This window comes from Fructilactobacillus sp. YLN 2507, assembly GCF_059614085.1.
In genome coordinates this window covers 1-16,294 of record NZ_CM184303.1, presented here as the reverse complement: position 1 = coordinate 16,294, position 16,294 = coordinate 1, and the positions used below count along the sequence as shown (strand labels likewise).

The following is a 16,294-nucleotide window of genomic DNA, read 5'->3' as shown; positions in this document are numbered from 1 at the left end:
TCCTCTTAATTATTTGTTTTCTTCTGCATCACGGACATAGTATCCAACTCCCCGACGAGTTACTAACCAAACCGGATGGCTAGGATCGTCTTCAATTTTTTCCCGTAAACGACGTACGGTCACATCCACGGTTCGAACATCACCAAAGTAGTCGTAACCCCAAACTGTTTGGAGCAGATGTTCTCGCGTCATAACTTGGCCTGCATGTTTTGCTAAATAATGAATTAATTCAAACTCACGATGAGTTAAATCAACCGTAGAACCATTTTTCGTTACTGAATAAGATTCTGGATGAATGGTTAAATCACCAAACGTAATTTCCTTATTTTCATCATCTTCATTACCACTATTTTCGCTAGCAACTGATTGACGACGTAAATTAGCCTTAACTCGTGCTACCAATTCTCGGTTAGAAAATGGCTTAGTCACATAATCATCCGCACCAATCTCTAATCCTAAAACTTTATCTAATTCTGAATCTTTAGCCGTTACCATAATAATTGGCATATTGTGCGTTTTCCGAACTTCTTTAGCAACTTCTAGCCCATCAATTTTTGGTAGCATTAAGTCCAAAATAATTAAATCGGGACTGTTTTCTTCAACTTTTTTTAGGGCATCTTCACCATCATAAGCAACCACGACTTCGTACCCTTCTTTTTCTAAACTAAATTTTTCAATATCGGTAATTGGTTTTTCATCATCTACTACAAGAATTTTAGACATTATTTTCGCTCCTATTAATTGTACATTTTCTAATTCATGATTTAAGTTTGACCAAGACTTAGCTTATGCTCAGTCACCCCTAAGTATAACATAAGTATTTTAAGCACCTTAACCTTAGTGTTTGCTTCCTCTTTAAAAATTACGTATTTTATTGAAAATAGTATTGATTTGATTTGGGGCGTATGATAATATATTAAATGTACTTTGATATGGGCAGTTAGCTCAGCTGGCAGAGCAACGGACTCTTAATCCGTGGGTCCAGGGTTCGATCCCCTGACTGCCCATCATATCAAGCAAGGGCTTACCAATTGGTAAGCCCTTTTTTGTTGACTAAATTTAATCAACAAAAAACGGAACTAGATTCCAGTTCCGTTTAAAGTTATTCGATTTCTTGTTGCTCATCAGTATTCGCTTTATAGCCTACTATCGTAACAATCGATCCACAAATGATAATTGCAATCCCAATCATTGTCTGTAAGTTAATATTTTCACCAATTAAAAAGTACGCAAAAATTGGAGAAAGGACCGGTTTAAAAAAGAAAACTAGTGAAGCCATTGAAACTCCACCATCTTGTAATGCTAGGAAATAAAAAGCAAATCCACCACCGGTAACTGCTAAACCAACAAAGGCTAAAATCCATAAATTAGATAAATTAACGTTAGTAAAAATCGGAATCGCCGCAAATTCTTTGAGCCAACTAATTGAACTCATCCAGTTCGCAACTACAGGAATTTTAGTAATTAAAATAATTATTAATAATTCAGCAGCACCTGCGATAAAAGTAAATCCAGTCATCACAACCCCATCTAAATGAACTTTTAAAGAACTAGCTTGTGACATAATTCCATAAAATCCAAAAGTTGCAGCTGCCAAAATCGCTAATGAAATCCCAATTGGGTTGGTTAATTTAAATGGATTAATAATTACCAATAATCCAATTACTGATAAGACTAGTGAAATGATATCGGAACGAGAAATGTGTTCTCGCAAAATAAAATAAGCAAAAATCACAGCAAATACGGGGTTACAACTAAATAACACAGCAACAATTGCTGGTTCCCCATACACAATTGCTAACTGGTATAGAGTCATTGAAACTACTACACATAAAAATCCAGTCAATGAGAATGTTTTCCAATCTTCCCATCGGAGCTGATGATGTAATTTTTTTAACCGAGAAATGGCAAATGGGAGGATTACAAGACCCCCTAATGTAAATCGAATTAAATTTAACTGAATCGGATTAAACTGATTTCCAGCAATTTTCAATGCAATTTCCATTAAACTAAATAATACGGTTGAAATACAAACATAGATTAAAGATTTTTTCATAATATGTATCGGCTCCTTACTTATTCCAAAATACAAAAGATTACCTAAAATTGCAAATTATACTAAAAAAGCCAGACCAGTCTTAAAACTGGCTGACTTTAGTTATTCACGATAAGAAACATTAGAAAACTTATTAAACGCTTTGATAAACAAAAGCGGAACTGTTCCACGTGCTCCTGAACGGTTCTTTTCGATAATAACTTCTACTTCACATTGTCCATTATCATCTTCATCTCCGCTTGCTGCTTGTGGCAACTTCGGTGCTCCAGAAGCACCATCATTTTCCTCTGCACCATCACGTTCATAATAATCATCTCGATACAAAAAAGCTACGATATCAGCATCTTGTTCAATTGAACCTGATTCTCGAATATCAGAAAGAACTGGCCGTTTATCTTGTCGTTGTTCTACACCACGAGAAAGTTGCGATAAAGCAATAATTGGAACTTGTAGTTCATTCGCTAACTTCTTTAATTGTCGCGAAATTTCAGAAACTTCTTGTTGCCGACTTTCTTTATTATTACCTTCAATCAGTTGTAAATAATCAATCACAATTAAACCCAAACCGGGATCATCGACCCCTTGCTCATGCTCAGCTTCTTTTTTCAGACGACGACAATTAGCTCGAATCGATGCAATTCGATTCCCAGGAGTATCATCAATAAAAATACGTGATTCGGAAAGAGTCCCCATTGAAACAGTCAAAGCTTGCCATTCATCACTAGTTAGTTCTCCGGTTCGCAAATGATTCGATTGAATGCTTCCTTCAGCACAAAGCATCCGATTAACCAATGATTCTGCACTCATTTCCAAGCTAAAAATTGCGACCGTTTTATTGGTTTTTGTCCCTACATTTCGGGCAATATTTAAGGCAAAGGCCGTTTTACCAACGGCTGGACGAGCTGCTAGGATAATTAATTCTCCTGGATGTAATCCCGTAGTCATTTTATCCAATTCAACATAGCCAGTGGCTGTCCCAGTAACTGCTTCACCACCATTTTCCGCTAAGTCCTGAATATTTTTCCAGGAATTATTAATTACCTCACCAATTTTTTTAAAACCACTCTGATTACGTTTTTCAGAGACGTCCATAATTTCGCGTTCAGCGTTATCCAATAAGTCATCGAGACTTTCGTCTTCATTATAACCATCATTAGCAATTTTATTGGCGGTTTCAATTAAGCGTCGTTGAGTAGCCTTTTTGTGCACAATTTTTGCATAATTTTCAATACTAGCTGCCGAAGGAACTGAGTTAGCTAATTCGACTAAATAAGCTACCCCACCGACGTCTTCCAATTGATTCTGTCCCTTTAATTTATCAGCAACTGAGACAGCATCAATTACCTCATCAGCATCAGATAAATCAAGCATGGCTTGAAAAATGAGTTGATTGGCACGACGATAAAATTCATCTGGCGTTAAAAATTCTGCCGCTGTAGCAATTGCTTCAGGACTCAAAAAAACAGCACCAAGGACTGCTTTTTCGGCATCTGGATTGTTAGGGGGCGTATGATCTAGCAAAACGTCATTATTCATACATATCCTCTTTTCTAATTCCTAGCCATTATTTTTCAGAAACATGAACTCGAATCGTAGCAGTCACTTTTGCATGCAATTTAACAGGTACATTGGTGTATCCCATGGTTTTAATTGGTTCTGGTAATTCGATTTTACGTTTGTCAAGATCCACTTGATATTGATCAGCTAAGGCTTTCGCAATTTGTTTGCTAGGAATTGAACCAAATAAACGGCCATCTTTACCCTCTTTAGCCTTTAGTTCAACGACTGTGCCATCCTTTTCCAAGAACGTTTTGAGCTTTTCAGATTCTTCTAATGCAGCTTCTGCATCTGCCGCTTCATGACGTTGAACAGCTTTAACCTTAGCAATTGCTGCTTTAGTAGCCGCTTCAGCTAAACCATTTTTAATTAAGAAGTTTTGTGCATAACCAGTTGGAACATTTTTAACTTCTCCCCGTTTACCCTTACCCTTTACATCTTCTAAAAAAATAACTTTCATGATTAATTCTCCTTTTAATTTTAATTACTCATTAGTGGTTTCAGTTTCTTGCTCCCCATGCAACACATCTAATAGCATTGTTTGAACTTCATCAACTGATTTATCAGCAATTTGCGTTGCTCCAGCACCAAGGTGTCCACCGCCACCTAAGGCTTCCATAATCAATTGCACATTTACATCGCCATTACTTCGAGCAGAAATCCCCACATTACCATCATTACGCCGGAAAATAACAAACGAAGCCGACACTCCATCAACTTTCATCAAAGAATCAACTGACTTAGCTGCTGTTACTGAATCATATTCTTTATCATCCTCAGCCGTAATTAAAGCTAAATTACCATCGATAAATTGTACCATGGATATCAAATGATTTTCATCCATATAGTTGTTAACATTTTCTTTCATAAAGAGCGATATTTCGTCAACATTGGCTCCAGAAGAACGCAAATAACTAGCTGCATCAAAGGTTCTCGTTCCGGTTCTTACGGTAAACGACTGTGTATCGACTACAATTCCTGTTAACATCGTAGTTGCTTCCAAAGTGTTAATCGGATCAGCAGTTTGTGATTGGTATTCAAACATTTCAGTAATCAATTCACAAGCTGATGAAGCATATGGTTCTACGTAAGCTAGTAGTGGATTTTCGGGAAAGTCTTCCCCCCGACGATGATGATCAATAATTACTACTCGGTTTTGTAGCCGTTCAAATAGGCTAGGCGCAAGTCCAATGGTTGGATTAGAATGATCTACCATTACAAGTAAACTATCGTCAGTAGCCATTTTAACTGCCTTATCAGATGTAATAATTGAATCACGAATATCAGGGTAATCATCAATTTCATCTAAAAGACGCTGAATATCACTGTAGACATTCTTTTCATCAAAAACGATATAACATTCTTTGCCATTCATCTGTGCAATCCGACGAATTCCTAAAGCAGCACCCCAACAATCCATATCTGGATGAGAGTGACCATCCACAAAGATTTTGTCAGAACCTTTCATTAAGTCCTGCAAAGCTGAAGTAATCATTCGTGCTCGAACTCGAGTCCGCTTTTCCATTGGATTAGTCTTTCCACCAAAGAAGCGGGCTTCTCCATCACTTGGCTTAATTACTGCTTGATCTCCGCCTCGACCAAGAGCTAGATCTAAATTACTTTGTGCTTGATCAGCTAATTTGTTTAAATCAATGTCATCATAAGCAATCCCAATACTCAACGTAATTGGGAAGTTTTGCTTAGACGTTCCTTGCCGAATTATATCTAAAATATTAAATTTATCAGTTTCAATGGCTTCTAAAGCTTTCATATACATCATAATCATATAATGATCGGAATCAATTCGTTTCAAATAAACTCCATAACGTTTAGCCCAAATACTCAACTGATTGGTAACGTAGTTTTTTAAGTTAGAAATTTCTTGGTCAGTCATTGACTGACTAACTTCATCAAAATTATCTAAATAAACTTCGCCAATTACCACACGTTCAGCAAGATAACGTTTTTCAATTGCAGCATAGTGCGTAATATCAACCATATAAATGGTATTATACTGTCGCTGGATTAGAATCATAAATTGTCTACCACGCCATGTTACTTCAAAAAAATTATTTTGTTCCCAGTGATTTTGAATAATATCAAATAGTTCAGGATCAACTTCCTCTAAAGAACGTTGGATCACTTTTTTACCTTCAAAATAAGGTTGTAAATATGGATTAACCCAAGAAATTCGTTTCGCACGATCCAGCAATAAAACCCCAATTGGCATTTCCAAAAGTGCTTCTTGTTCACCGCGAGAGATTAAGTATGATAAATCAGTCAAATAGTTATTAGCATTTTCCTCAACAGTATTTAAATCTTTTATCGTATACACTAATCCAATACAAGCTAAAATTAAAAGACCAAATCCCAAAAAAATATTGTACAAAAAAGAAATCACTAATCCCAAAATTAGACTAATGGCAATAAAGACTGAAATACTCCGTAAACGCTTGTTTCGCAAAAACGGTGGTAAATTATTCTTTTTTACTTTTTTTTCCATAAATCCACCCCTACATTTAAACTACTTTGTCTTCCATTCTATCACATGCAGTTTACAAATTTCTTAAATAAAAAGAGATCTAGCGGATGCTAGATCTCTTAATTATCAAATTAGTCTTCAACTACAAATGGTAGTAAAGCCATGATACGGGCACGCTTGATTGCACTAGTCAACTTACGTTGGTTTTTAGCACTAGTTCCAGTAACACGACGAGGTAAAATCTTACCTCGTTCTGAAATGAAACGTTTCAATAAGTCAGTATCTTTATAATCGATGTATTCAATGTGGTTAGCGGCGATGAAGTCTACCTTACGGCGACGGTGTCCGCCTCTTCTTCCACCTCTAGAATGTCTTTGTTCAGCCATGTTTTTTCCCTCCTCGGTCATGATTCAGATCAGCGCATTAATTAAAATGGAAGATCATCATCGGAAATGTCAATTTGGTCACCACCAGCAAAAGGATCAGCTGAATTGTCTGAACCTTGACTAACATTTTGGTTGTTATTGTTACTACCAAAATTATTATTAGCTGGAGTGCCAAATGGATTTTGTTGAGGAGCAGCATTGCTAGCGTTGTTTGCACCAGGTTGACCACCATTTTGACGTGGTTCCAAGAAAGTGAAGTTTTCAACAACTACTTCGGTCACATAGACCCTTTGACCTTGTTTGTTTTCGTAGTTTCTAGTCTGTAAACGACCTTCCACTCCGATTAACGAACCTTTATGAACGAAGTTAGCAAGGTTTTCAGCTGATTTGCGCCAGATAACACAATTGACAAAATCAGCTTCCCGTTCACCATTAGAACTGGTGAAACGACGATCAACAGCTAAAGTAAATGTACCAACAGCTGCGCCGCTTTGGGTGTATCGCAAATCGACATCTCGTGTTAAACGTCCAGTTAGGACAACGGTATTAATCATACTGAAAAAGCTCCTCTCAGTTTAAAGTTTATTATTTGTCATTACGAACAACAATCATATGACGTAAAATATCGCCACTGAATTTTGCAAGACGATCAAATTCGTTGATTGCATCAGCGTTATCAGAAGTTAAGTTAATCACGTGGTATAAACCTTCGTTATAACCGTTGATTTCGTATGCAAGGCGACGTTTTGACCAGTCTTTTGAATCGATAATCTTAGCATCCTTGTCAGTTAAAATCTTGTCGAAACGTTCTACTAAAGCTGTTTTAGTAGCATCATCAAGATCGGGACGAATGATGTAAGTAATTTCATATTTGTTTTCCATGAATTGCACCTCCTTATGGACTATAGGCCCTCCAGTGATTTGAAGAGCAAGGGTGAATTAATTTTACTTAGTTCACAATTAAAAATTATATCACGAATAATAATATTATTCAAACCACGACATGCTTTTTTACGATACTTCAATAAATACGGAAATAAAAAGAATTTCGTTTTTTGCAACGAAATTCTTTAATTAATTATGCTTGATTATCATTATCATCTGTAGCTTCATCATCTGTAGCTTCATCATTTGTTTCATCAATAACTTCTGGTTGAACAATTGCCATTGTAGCAACCATTGAATCATCATCGACCCGAATCAGATGAACTCCTAAGGTAGAACGTCCTGTTTCAGAAACGTTTCCAGCTGCAAAACGAATCATGACTCCTTGATCGGTAATTAACATGATATCTTCATCACCATTAACTACCCCCATTCCAACCAGAGGTCCATTTTTCTCGGTAATATTTGAGGTTTTAATCCCTTTACCACCACGTCCCTTAATTGGGTATTGGTTGACTGGAGTACGTTTTCCATAACCTTTTTCTGAAATAACAAATACATCAGAACCAGGCGTCAAAAGAGCGGCCCCAATTACGTAATCATCATCACGTAAACGGACTCCCCGAACTCCAGAAGCAGAACGTCCCATTGCTCGAACATCTTCCACCTTGAAACTAACAGCATAACCCAAGTGGGTTCCAATAATCACGTTCTGATCTTCACCCACTGCGGAAACTTTAATTAGTTCATCATTATCATGAAGACTAATGGCCTTCAAACCATTATTTCGAATATTAGTAAATTCATCAATTGGAGTTCGTTTAACTGTCCCTAACTTAGTAGTAAAGAACAAGTATCGATGTTCATCATTACCATCAGCTTCAATTCGTAAAACTGTTTGAATTTTTTCTTTTTCACCTAAATTAATCAAGTTGACAATGGGAAGTCCTTTCGCAGAACGACCATATTCTGGAACTTCATAAACTTTCATACTGTAAACTTTCCCAGCATTGGTAAAAAAGAGTAATAAATCATGAGTAGATCCGTTAATTAGATGCTCAATAAAGTCATCTTTGTTAACGCCCATTCCTTTAATTCCTCGACCGCCACGATTTTGGGTCTTAAAATCATCAGTAGGAATTCTTTTAATGTAACCATTATGAGTCAACGTAATCGTAACGTTTTTATCTTCAATCAGATCTTCATCTTCAATGTTAGTAATTTCACCAATCATTAATTCCGTACGTCGATCATCACCAAATCGTTTTTGAATATCTAATAATTCATTGTAAATAATTTCATTAACTCGATCATGACTAGCTAAAATTTCTTTGTAATCTTTAATTTGGGTGAGCAACTTTTCGTGTTCATCACTAATTTTTCCTCGTTCAAGTCCCGTCAAACGCACTAAACGCATATCTAAAATTGCTTGAGCTTGTTTGTCATCTAATTCAAATTGTGAAATTAATTCATTTTTGGCAATCTCAGCAGTCTTTGAACCCCGAATAATCGAAATAATCTTATCAATATGATCAAGAGCAATTAATAATCCCACTAAAATGTGGGCCCGAGCTTCAGCTTTCTTTAAATTAAACCGCGTTCTCCGTGTAATAACTTCTACTTGATAGTTAAGATAACTATTCAAAATTTCTTTCAAGCTCAATGTCTTAGGCGCACCATCAATAATGGCTAACATATTAAAGCTAAAAGACGTTTGCATTAACGTTAACTTAAATAAATTATTTAAAACCACTTCTGCACTGGCATCTCGTCGAATATCAATTGCAATCCGCATTCCTTCACGGTCAGATTCATCGTTAATTGCTGTAATTCCATTAATTCGTTTATCTCGAACTAAATCTGCAATTCGTTCAATTAACTTAGCTTTGTTGACCATGTAAGGCAATTCAGTAACTACAATTGTCTGTTTGCCATGTTTATCTTCTTCAATATCCGTCTTAGAACGTACTACAATGTTCCCACGACCGGTTTCGTAAGCTCGTCTAATTCCCGATTTACCCATTACGATTCCACCAGTTGGAAAATCAGGTCCTGGAAGAGCTTCCATCAAATCATTAACATCTGCATCCGGATTTTTCATCAAAATATGGATAGCTGAAATGACTTCACTTAGATTATGTGGTGGAATATTAGTAGCCATACCAACGGCAATTCCCGTAGCTCCATTTAGCAACAAGTTAGGAATTCGAGCTGGTAAAACAACTGGTTCACGTTCAGTTCCATCATAATTAGGAACGAAGTCAACAGTATCTTTATTCAAATCACGCAACATTTCCATTGAAATTTTACTGAGTCGTGCTTCCGTGTAACGCATGGCAGCTGCTCCATCTCCATCAACAGAACCAAAGTTACCATGCCCATCAACTAACATGTACCGGTAACTAAACTCCTGTGCCATCCGCACCATTGCTTCATAAATTGAACTATCACCATGAGGATGGTACTTACCCATAACATCTCCAACAATTCTGGCAGACTTTTTATATGGTTTTTCAGGCGTTACTCCTAATTGATCCATACCATACAAAATTCGACGATTTACAGGTTTCATTCCATCTCGAACATCCGGCAAAGCTCGGGCTACAATAACACTCATGGCATAATCAAGGAAGGAGGATTTCATTTTTTTCGATAAATCAACATTTGTAATTCGTGTTTCTGGCGTCTCGGTTTCATTTGCCAAAGGATTAACCTCCATTCGTGTCCGTTAATGTTTCACATGAAACATTAAACATCTAAGTTTTCTACAAATTTCGCATTATTTTCAATAAATTCACGTCTAGGAGCGACCTTTTCTCCCATTAACATCGTAAAGGCTTCATCTGCAGCTTCAGCATCATCAGAAGTAACCCGAAGTAAGCGGCGATTTTCTGGGTTCATTGTCGTTTCCCATAATTGTTCCGCATCCATTTCTCCTAAACCTTTGTATCGTTGAATTGATGGCTTAGGTGAAACCGGTAGTGAAGCAAGTAAGGTTTGCAATTCTTCATCAGAATCAACATACTCTTGAAATTTATTTCCTTGGCGAACCCGATACAAAGGTGGTTGTGCAATATACACATAACCATGATCAACCATTGGACGCATAAAATTGTAAATTAAAGTTAATAATAAAGTCTGAATATGAGCCCCATCAACATCCGCATCCGTCATAATAATCAACTTATGATAATTAACTTTATTAATGTTAAATTCTTCTCCAAAACCAGTTCCCATTGCTGTAAACAATGATCTAATTTCTTCGTTAGCGAGAATTCGATCCATCGTAGCTTTTTCAACATTCAAGATTTTTCCTCGAATTGGCAAGATTGCTTGAGTTAACCGTGAACGGCCCTGCTTAGCAGAACCACCAGCAGAATCCCCTTCGACAATAAACAATTCAGAAACAGAAGGATCCTTACTGGTATTGTTAGCTAGCTTACCAGGTAAATTATTAATCTCAAGTCCACTTTTTTTCCGCGTTACTTCTCGGGCCCGCTTAGCAGCTGCTCGAGCACGAGATGCTAACATTCCCTTTTGTACAATTTCTTTAGCAATTTGAGGATGTTCATCCATGAATTTAGAAAATTCTTGACTAAAGACGTGATTAGTAGCGGTTCTTGCATCCGAATTACCTAATTTGGTTTTCGTTTGCCCTTCAAATTGAGGATCTGGATGTTTTACACTTACAACAGCCGTCAAACCTTCTCGAACATCGGGGCCAGTCAGATTATCTTCGTTGTCTTTAATAATATTATTGTTTCGACCATAGGTATTAATAATCCTAGTTAAGGCTTGCTTAAAACCTTCTTCGTGAGTACCACCTTCATAGGTATTAATGTTATTAGTAAACGTTTTTAGAGTACTGTGATAATCATTAGTGTACTGAAGAGAAACTTCAACGGTAATGCCGTTTTCCTTTCCTTCTACGTAGATTGGGTCTTTAAAAACAGGAGAGCGACCCCGATCCAAGAATTCAACATAATGCCGAATTCCACCTTCGTAAAAGAAGTCATGTTCCACTGGTTTTTCTGGTCGTGTATCTTTGACAGTAATGCGGAGTCCTTTATTTAAAAAGGCTAATTCACGAACTCGAGTCGTCAATGTTTCCATGTCATAAGTAGTATTTTCTGTAAAAATATCTGGATCAGGTAAAAAATGAACTTTAGTACTATGATCATCTTGCGGTGCATCACCAATTACTTTCATGGGGGTTTTGACATGTCCACGAACAAAATCCATGTAGTACTGCTTACCACCACGGGTAACGGTAACATCTAATTCTGATGAAAGTGCATTTACAACTGAAGCACCAACTCCATGTAATCCACCAGAAACTTTGTAACCACCACCGCCAAACTTACCTCCAGCGTGCAAGATAGTGAACACTGTCTCAAGGGCAGATTTTCCAGTTTCCTTTTGCATATCAACTGGAATTCCTCGACCATTGTCAATCACGGTAATACTGTTGTCTTTTTCAATGATGACATCAATTTTAGACGCAAAACCGGCTAAGGCTTCATCAATCCCGTTATCAACAATTTCCCAAACTAAATGGTGTAACCCTTGGGAATTAGTAGCACCAATGTACATTCCGGGACGTTTTCGAACTGCTTCAAGTCCTTTTAAAACTTGAATTTGACTCGCATCATAATCTCGAGCACGTTCTGCTTTGGTTTCTTGTGGCTTGTCTGTCATGTAAATCCTCCTCAATCAAGTTACTTGGAAATCATTCCATCTTTGATATGAAACATTTTTGGATGATGAATTAATTCGGTAGCAACATCGCTCATGCTCGTTGTTGTCAAAAAAGTTTGGACTTTGTCTTGAATCGCAGTTAAAAGATGGGTTTGTCGTCCCTTATCAAGCTCTGACAAAACATCATCAAGTAAGAGTATCGGATATTCTCCAGTCTCTTCCTTCATCACATCAATTTCTGCCAATTTAGTTGCTAGGGCTGCTGTTCGTTGCTGACCTTGTGACCCAAATTGGGCAACATCCTTTCCATTTACAATAAAACGTAAATCATCTCGATGTGGTCCAAAAATGGAAGTTCCTTGCCGAATCTCTTTTTCGTGATTTTGTTTGAATTTAGTAAGTAAAATCTGATAAATCTGATCAACCGAACCTAATTCTTCTTTTTTTAAAGAAGTCATGTACTTAAACTTTAAAATTTCGCGTTGCTGGGAAACATCACTATGAATCTTTTGCGACCATTTTTGTAATTTCCCTAACAGTTGGACTCGTTGATAAATAATTTCGGCAGCATAGGCTGCTAACTGATCTGATAAAACATCTAAATAAACGATATCAGTTGCTTTATGAAAATGAAGTTGGCGCAAATATGCGTTACGTTGCTTTAAAATTCGACGATACTGCGTTGTATTGTAAAGATATTTATTACTCATTTGCCCAAATTCAATGTCCATAAAACGACGACGTATCTGTGGAGATCCTTTAACAATTTTTAAATCTTCTGGGGCAAATAGAATTACGTTCAATTGACCGATATAAGTTGAAAGTTTCGCTTGCTCAAGGTGGTTAACCTTAGCTCGTTTCCCCTTAGAACTTAGCGTCAATTCTAACTGTAACTTACCCGAACTTCGTTGCACTAGTCCCCAAATGTCAGCTGCTTTATCATTCCAGTTAATTAAATCGCGGTTATTATTAGCCCGATGACTTTTAGTTAAGGCCAATACATAAATTGCTTCCAGTAAATTGGTTTTTCCCTGGGCGTTTTCTCCAATTAAGACGTTGACTCCGTCGGAAAATTGAACATCCACGTCCCCATAGTTACGAAAATTTCGTAATTTTAACTCATTTACCTTCATTTATTTTCCTACTTTGATTTAATCAGAAACATTCCAACATCAGGAACTCGAACTACATCACCATCGTAAAGCTTCTTACCACGTCGATTTTCCGGTTCATCATTGTAATAAACGGTTTTTTCGCGTAAATACCATTTCGCTTGACCACCAGAATCAATGACATCTTCCATTTTGAGAAGTTGGGCCAACGTGATATATGGAGTTGTAATTATGACTTCTTTTTTCATGAATCCACCTGCTTTCAATTAACTTAAATTGTATCATTTTTTGGGTAAAAAGTATATAAAATCCCGCGTCAGTTGCCTTGTAACAAAAATTACACCCTTGCAGCTAAAGGATATTGAAAACAAACAAAAAAGCTCATATCGCAAAATATGAGCTTTTTTTAATTTTTAAAAAGTCCGCACTGGTGTAATCAATTGAATAAAATCTTGATTATTTTCTGTCGGGGTTAAAGTAAACGGACGCAAGGGAGAAGTGAAAGCCACTTCCACATCCATTTTCCCAAAGGCTCTAAGTGCTTCTTTCATATAATCAGGATTAAACGAAATTTCTAACTCTTCACCAGAAATTTCTTTTGGTTGTAAATCTTCTTCTACCTTACCCACGTCAGGAGAGTTTCCAGTAATTGTAACAACTTGATCATTAGGTTTGATGGTTAATTTAATGACATTGTTCCGTGACTCATGAGACAACAGAGAGGCACGTTCAACGGCAGCTAGCAAATCAGGAGCCGAAAATTGAAGTTTAGTAGCGGATGATTCTGGAATTAACCGAGATGTATCTGGATAAACTCCCTCTAATAGACGAGAGTAAAATTTTGTAACTCCAAAATTAAACATCACTTGATTTTCAGATAGATCCATTTTGATTTGTGCTTTTACACTGTCTAACATATGAGAAAGTTCTTTTAAACTGTCTCCTGGAATTACAATGTTATAAGCTCCATCATTTTCAGCTGGCAAGTTAACTTTCCGTTGACTTAATCGATGGCTATCAGTTGCGACTGCTAATAACTGATTTTTTTCTAAAGTAAAATGTACTCCAGTTAAGATTGGTCGACTTTCTTGTTTCGAAACGGCGATTACAGTTTGGCCAATGACTTCCTTAAAAATTTCAGCAGGTAAATCAATTGAATTTTCTGGATTAATTTCAGGAAGATGGGGATATCCGTTAGCATCTAATCCATTAATGATAAATTCAGAATTTCCAGATGTGATTTTGGTTTGAAAATTATCGCCAACTTCTACAACTAACTCTGTGTTAGGTAATTTTTTAACAATTTCACTGAAAAAACGTGCCGTTAATACAATGCTACCAGTTGAACTAATTTTTAAATCATTGTCGGGATTTTCACCACTAATTGTGGTTTGAATTGAAATATCAGCGTTACTGCCAGTTAATGTAATGTCATTTTCAGTAACATCTAATTTTAAACCCGTTAAAATTGGAATTGTAGTTTTAGAAGAAATAGCTCTTTGAACGATACTTAAAGCTTTAATGAATGCAGCACGATTGATTGAAAATTTCATTTTTTGCATAGCTCCTTAGTGTGGTTTTAGTTTAGTTATTTAATAAAAGAATAAAAGCAGTAGTAGTAGTTGCTGTTAATTGTGGGGAAAACTTAATTAAACGCAAGCAAGCGTTAGTTAACATCCTGTGGATAAAGCTGTTGATAAAAATCTAAAATCTAAAATTTTATCCACAGTGCAAATTATACCATTTCTCTTGTTATTCATGCTTAGTGTCTAATTTCGTTTTTTAAATCATCGATTTGATTGCGTAAATCAACATCGGTTGTTATTTTTTTTGAAATTTTATCATAAGCATGAATAACGGTAGTGTGATCTTTTCCACCAAAGGCTTCACCAATTTTTGGAAGGGAATTATCAGTTAATTCTCTTGAAAGATACATTGCAATTTGCCGTGGAACGACGATGGCTTTGACCCGTTTCTTTCCCTTAATATCCTTAGCAGTAGTGTGGAAATAATTCGCTGTGGTTTTAATGATTGTTTCTGGGGTAATCGCACTTCGTTCTTTATCAAGTTTGAGGGGGCGTAATGCTTCTGATACTAAATCAATTGTAATTGGTTCTCTTTTTAATTGAGAAAAGGCTTTAATTCGTGCTAAAGCTCCCTCTAACTCACGTACATTAGAGTCGATTTGACTGGCGATATAGCTCATAATACTTGAATCAACCTTTAACCCTTCTGATTCAGCTTTAGCTCGCAAAATAGCAGCTCGAGTTTCTAAATCTGGAGCCGTAATATCAACAGAAAGCCCCCATTTAAATCTAGAAACTAGACGATCAGTTAGTGAATTAATTTCGTTAGGTAACCGGTCAGCAGTCATCACAATCTGTTTATTGTTTTCATAGAGGGCATTAAAGGTATTGAAAAATTCATCTTGGGTTCCCTCTTTATTAGCTAAGAACTGAATATCATCGACTAATAAAAGATCAATTTCCCGGTACATTTTTCGAAATTCTCGCATTTTACCATTTTGAATAGCATCAATGAAGTCATTAGTGAACTTTTCGGTGGTGACATATTTAACAATGGCGTTGGGATTAGCAGCGAGCACTTTATTTCCGATAGCTTGCATTAAATGAGTTTTTCCTAATCCAACTCCTCCATAAAAAAACAGAGGATTATAAACTTTTCCAGGATCTTCAGAAACTGCGAGAGCCGCAGCATGGGCCATTTGATTTCCCTGACCAATTACGAAACGATCGAAAGTGTAATCAGGATTTAGATGTGGATCAACTCGAGGATGATCAGGGACACTATTTTTTTTATGATAGTCGCGGATATTGTCAGTATTAGCGTTGGGTAAATTTTCACCCTTAACGATGAATTTGGGAGTGACATCAGTTTGCGTAATTTCATACGCATACTCAATAAACTTCGAAACGAGTTGTTTTTCCCAATAGTCCCGGTGTAAATCAGTTGGGAGTTCTAAAACAAAAACGTTCCCATCATATGAAATCGGAGTTGCAGGGCCAATCCAAGTATTAAAATTGATGTTGTCATATTTTGGATCAGTTCTGAATTTACTTTTTATTTTGTTCCATAGTTCAATTTGATTCACTGAAGT

14 protein-coding genes and 1 tRNA gene are annotated in these 16,294 nt (G+C 36.6%); 1 reads left to right on the top strand and 14 read right to left on the bottom strand.

The genetic code is table 11. The features are described 5' to 3' along the window. Nucleotides 1-9: 9 nt before the first annotated feature. Nucleotides 10-723, bottom strand: a complete 714-nt coding sequence (gene yycF / locus AC0GLY_RS00075) for a response regulator YycF (protein ID WP_496611547.1) — start codon at nt 721-723, stop codon at nt 10-12. Between the two features lie 211 nt (nt 724-934). Between yycF and AC0GLY_RS00070 the strand changes: the two genes are divergently transcribed. Then, nucleotides 935-1,007, top strand: a tRNA-Lys gene (locus AC0GLY_RS00070). A 95-nt stretch (nt 1,008-1,102) separates the two neighbouring features. Here AC0GLY_RS00070 and AC0GLY_RS00065 read toward each other — a convergent pair. From AC0GLY_RS00065 to dnaA, 13 genes are all read right to left on the bottom strand, one after another. Then, nucleotides 1,103-2,056 (bottom strand): DMT family transporter, encoded by a 954-nt coding sequence (locus AC0GLY_RS00065; RefSeq protein WP_496611546.1) that lies wholly within the window; start codon nt 2,054-2,056, stop codon nt 1,103-1,105. A gap of 102 nt (nt 2,057-2,158) precedes the next feature. Then, nucleotides 2,159-3,592 (bottom strand): replicative DNA helicase, encoded by a 1,434-nt coding sequence (gene dnaB / locus AC0GLY_RS00060; protein WP_496611545.1) that lies wholly within the window; start codon nt 3,590-3,592, stop codon nt 2,159-2,161. A gap of 28 nt (nt 3,593-3,620) precedes the next feature. Then, complete coding sequence (gene rplI / locus AC0GLY_RS00055) at nt 3,621-4,073, bottom strand: 50S ribosomal protein L9 (protein WP_496611544.1); 453 nt, start codon at nt 4,071-4,073, stop codon at nt 3,621-3,623. A gap of 24 nt (nt 4,074-4,097) precedes the next feature. After that, complete coding sequence (locus AC0GLY_RS00050; protein WP_496611543.1) at nt 4,098-6,116, bottom strand: DHH family phosphoesterase; 2,019 nt, start codon at nt 6,114-6,116, stop codon at nt 4,098-4,100. A gap of 110 nt (nt 6,117-6,226) precedes the next feature. Further along, nucleotides 6,227-6,481 (bottom strand): 30S ribosomal protein S18, encoded by a 255-nt coding sequence (rpsR, locus tag AC0GLY_RS00045; RefSeq protein WP_395319749.1) that lies wholly within the window; start codon nt 6,479-6,481, stop codon nt 6,227-6,229. 41 nt (nt 6,482-6,522) lie between these two features. Further along, nucleotides 6,523-7,035, bottom strand: coding sequence for a single-stranded DNA-binding protein (gene ssb, locus AC0GLY_RS00040; protein WP_496611542.1), 513 nt, complete (start codon nt 7,033-7,035; stop codon nt 6,523-6,525). A 31-nt stretch (nt 7,036-7,066) separates the two neighbouring features. Further along, nucleotides 7,067-7,363, bottom strand: coding sequence for a 30S ribosomal protein S6 (gene rpsF, locus AC0GLY_RS00035; RefSeq protein ID WP_496611541.1), 297 nt, complete (start codon nt 7,361-7,363; stop codon nt 7,067-7,069). A 196-nt stretch (nt 7,364-7,559) separates the two neighbouring features. Next, a complete protein-coding gene (gene gyrA, locus AC0GLY_RS00030) occupies nt 7,560-10,085 on the bottom strand; it encodes a DNA gyrase subunit A (protein ID WP_496611540.1) in 2,526 nt (841 codons plus the stop codon). Between the two features lie 29 nt (nt 10,086-10,114). Beyond that, nucleotides 10,115-12,064: a DNA topoisomerase (ATP-hydrolyzing) subunit B gene (gyrB, locus tag AC0GLY_RS00025; RefSeq protein ID WP_496611539.1), complete on the bottom strand. Its 1,950-nt coding sequence runs from the start codon at nt 12,062-12,064 to the stop codon at nt 10,115-10,117. A gap of 20 nt (nt 12,065-12,084) precedes the next feature. Further along, a complete protein-coding gene (recF, locus tag AC0GLY_RS00020; protein ID WP_496611538.1) occupies nt 12,085-13,197 on the bottom strand; it encodes a DNA replication/repair protein RecF in 1,113 nt (370 codons plus the stop codon). A gap of 8 nt (nt 13,198-13,205) precedes the next feature. Further along, on the bottom strand, nt 13,206-13,424 hold the full coding sequence (gene yaaA, locus AC0GLY_RS00015) for a S4 domain-containing protein YaaA (protein ID WP_496611537.1): 219 nt from the start codon (nt 13,422-13,424) through the stop codon (nt 13,206-13,208). 165 nt (nt 13,425-13,589) lie between these two features. Then, nucleotides 13,590-14,729 (bottom strand): DNA polymerase III subunit beta, encoded by a 1,140-nt coding sequence (dnaN, locus tag AC0GLY_RS00010; protein ID WP_496611536.1) that lies wholly within the window; start codon nt 14,727-14,729, stop codon nt 13,590-13,592. Nucleotides 14,730-14,938: 209 nt separating this feature from the next. Then, nucleotides 14,939-16,288, bottom strand: coding sequence for a chromosomal replication initiator protein DnaA (dnaA, locus tag AC0GLY_RS00005; protein ID WP_496611535.1), 1,350 nt, complete (start codon nt 16,286-16,288; stop codon nt 14,939-14,941). Nucleotides 16,289-16,294 lie beyond the last annotated feature (6 nt).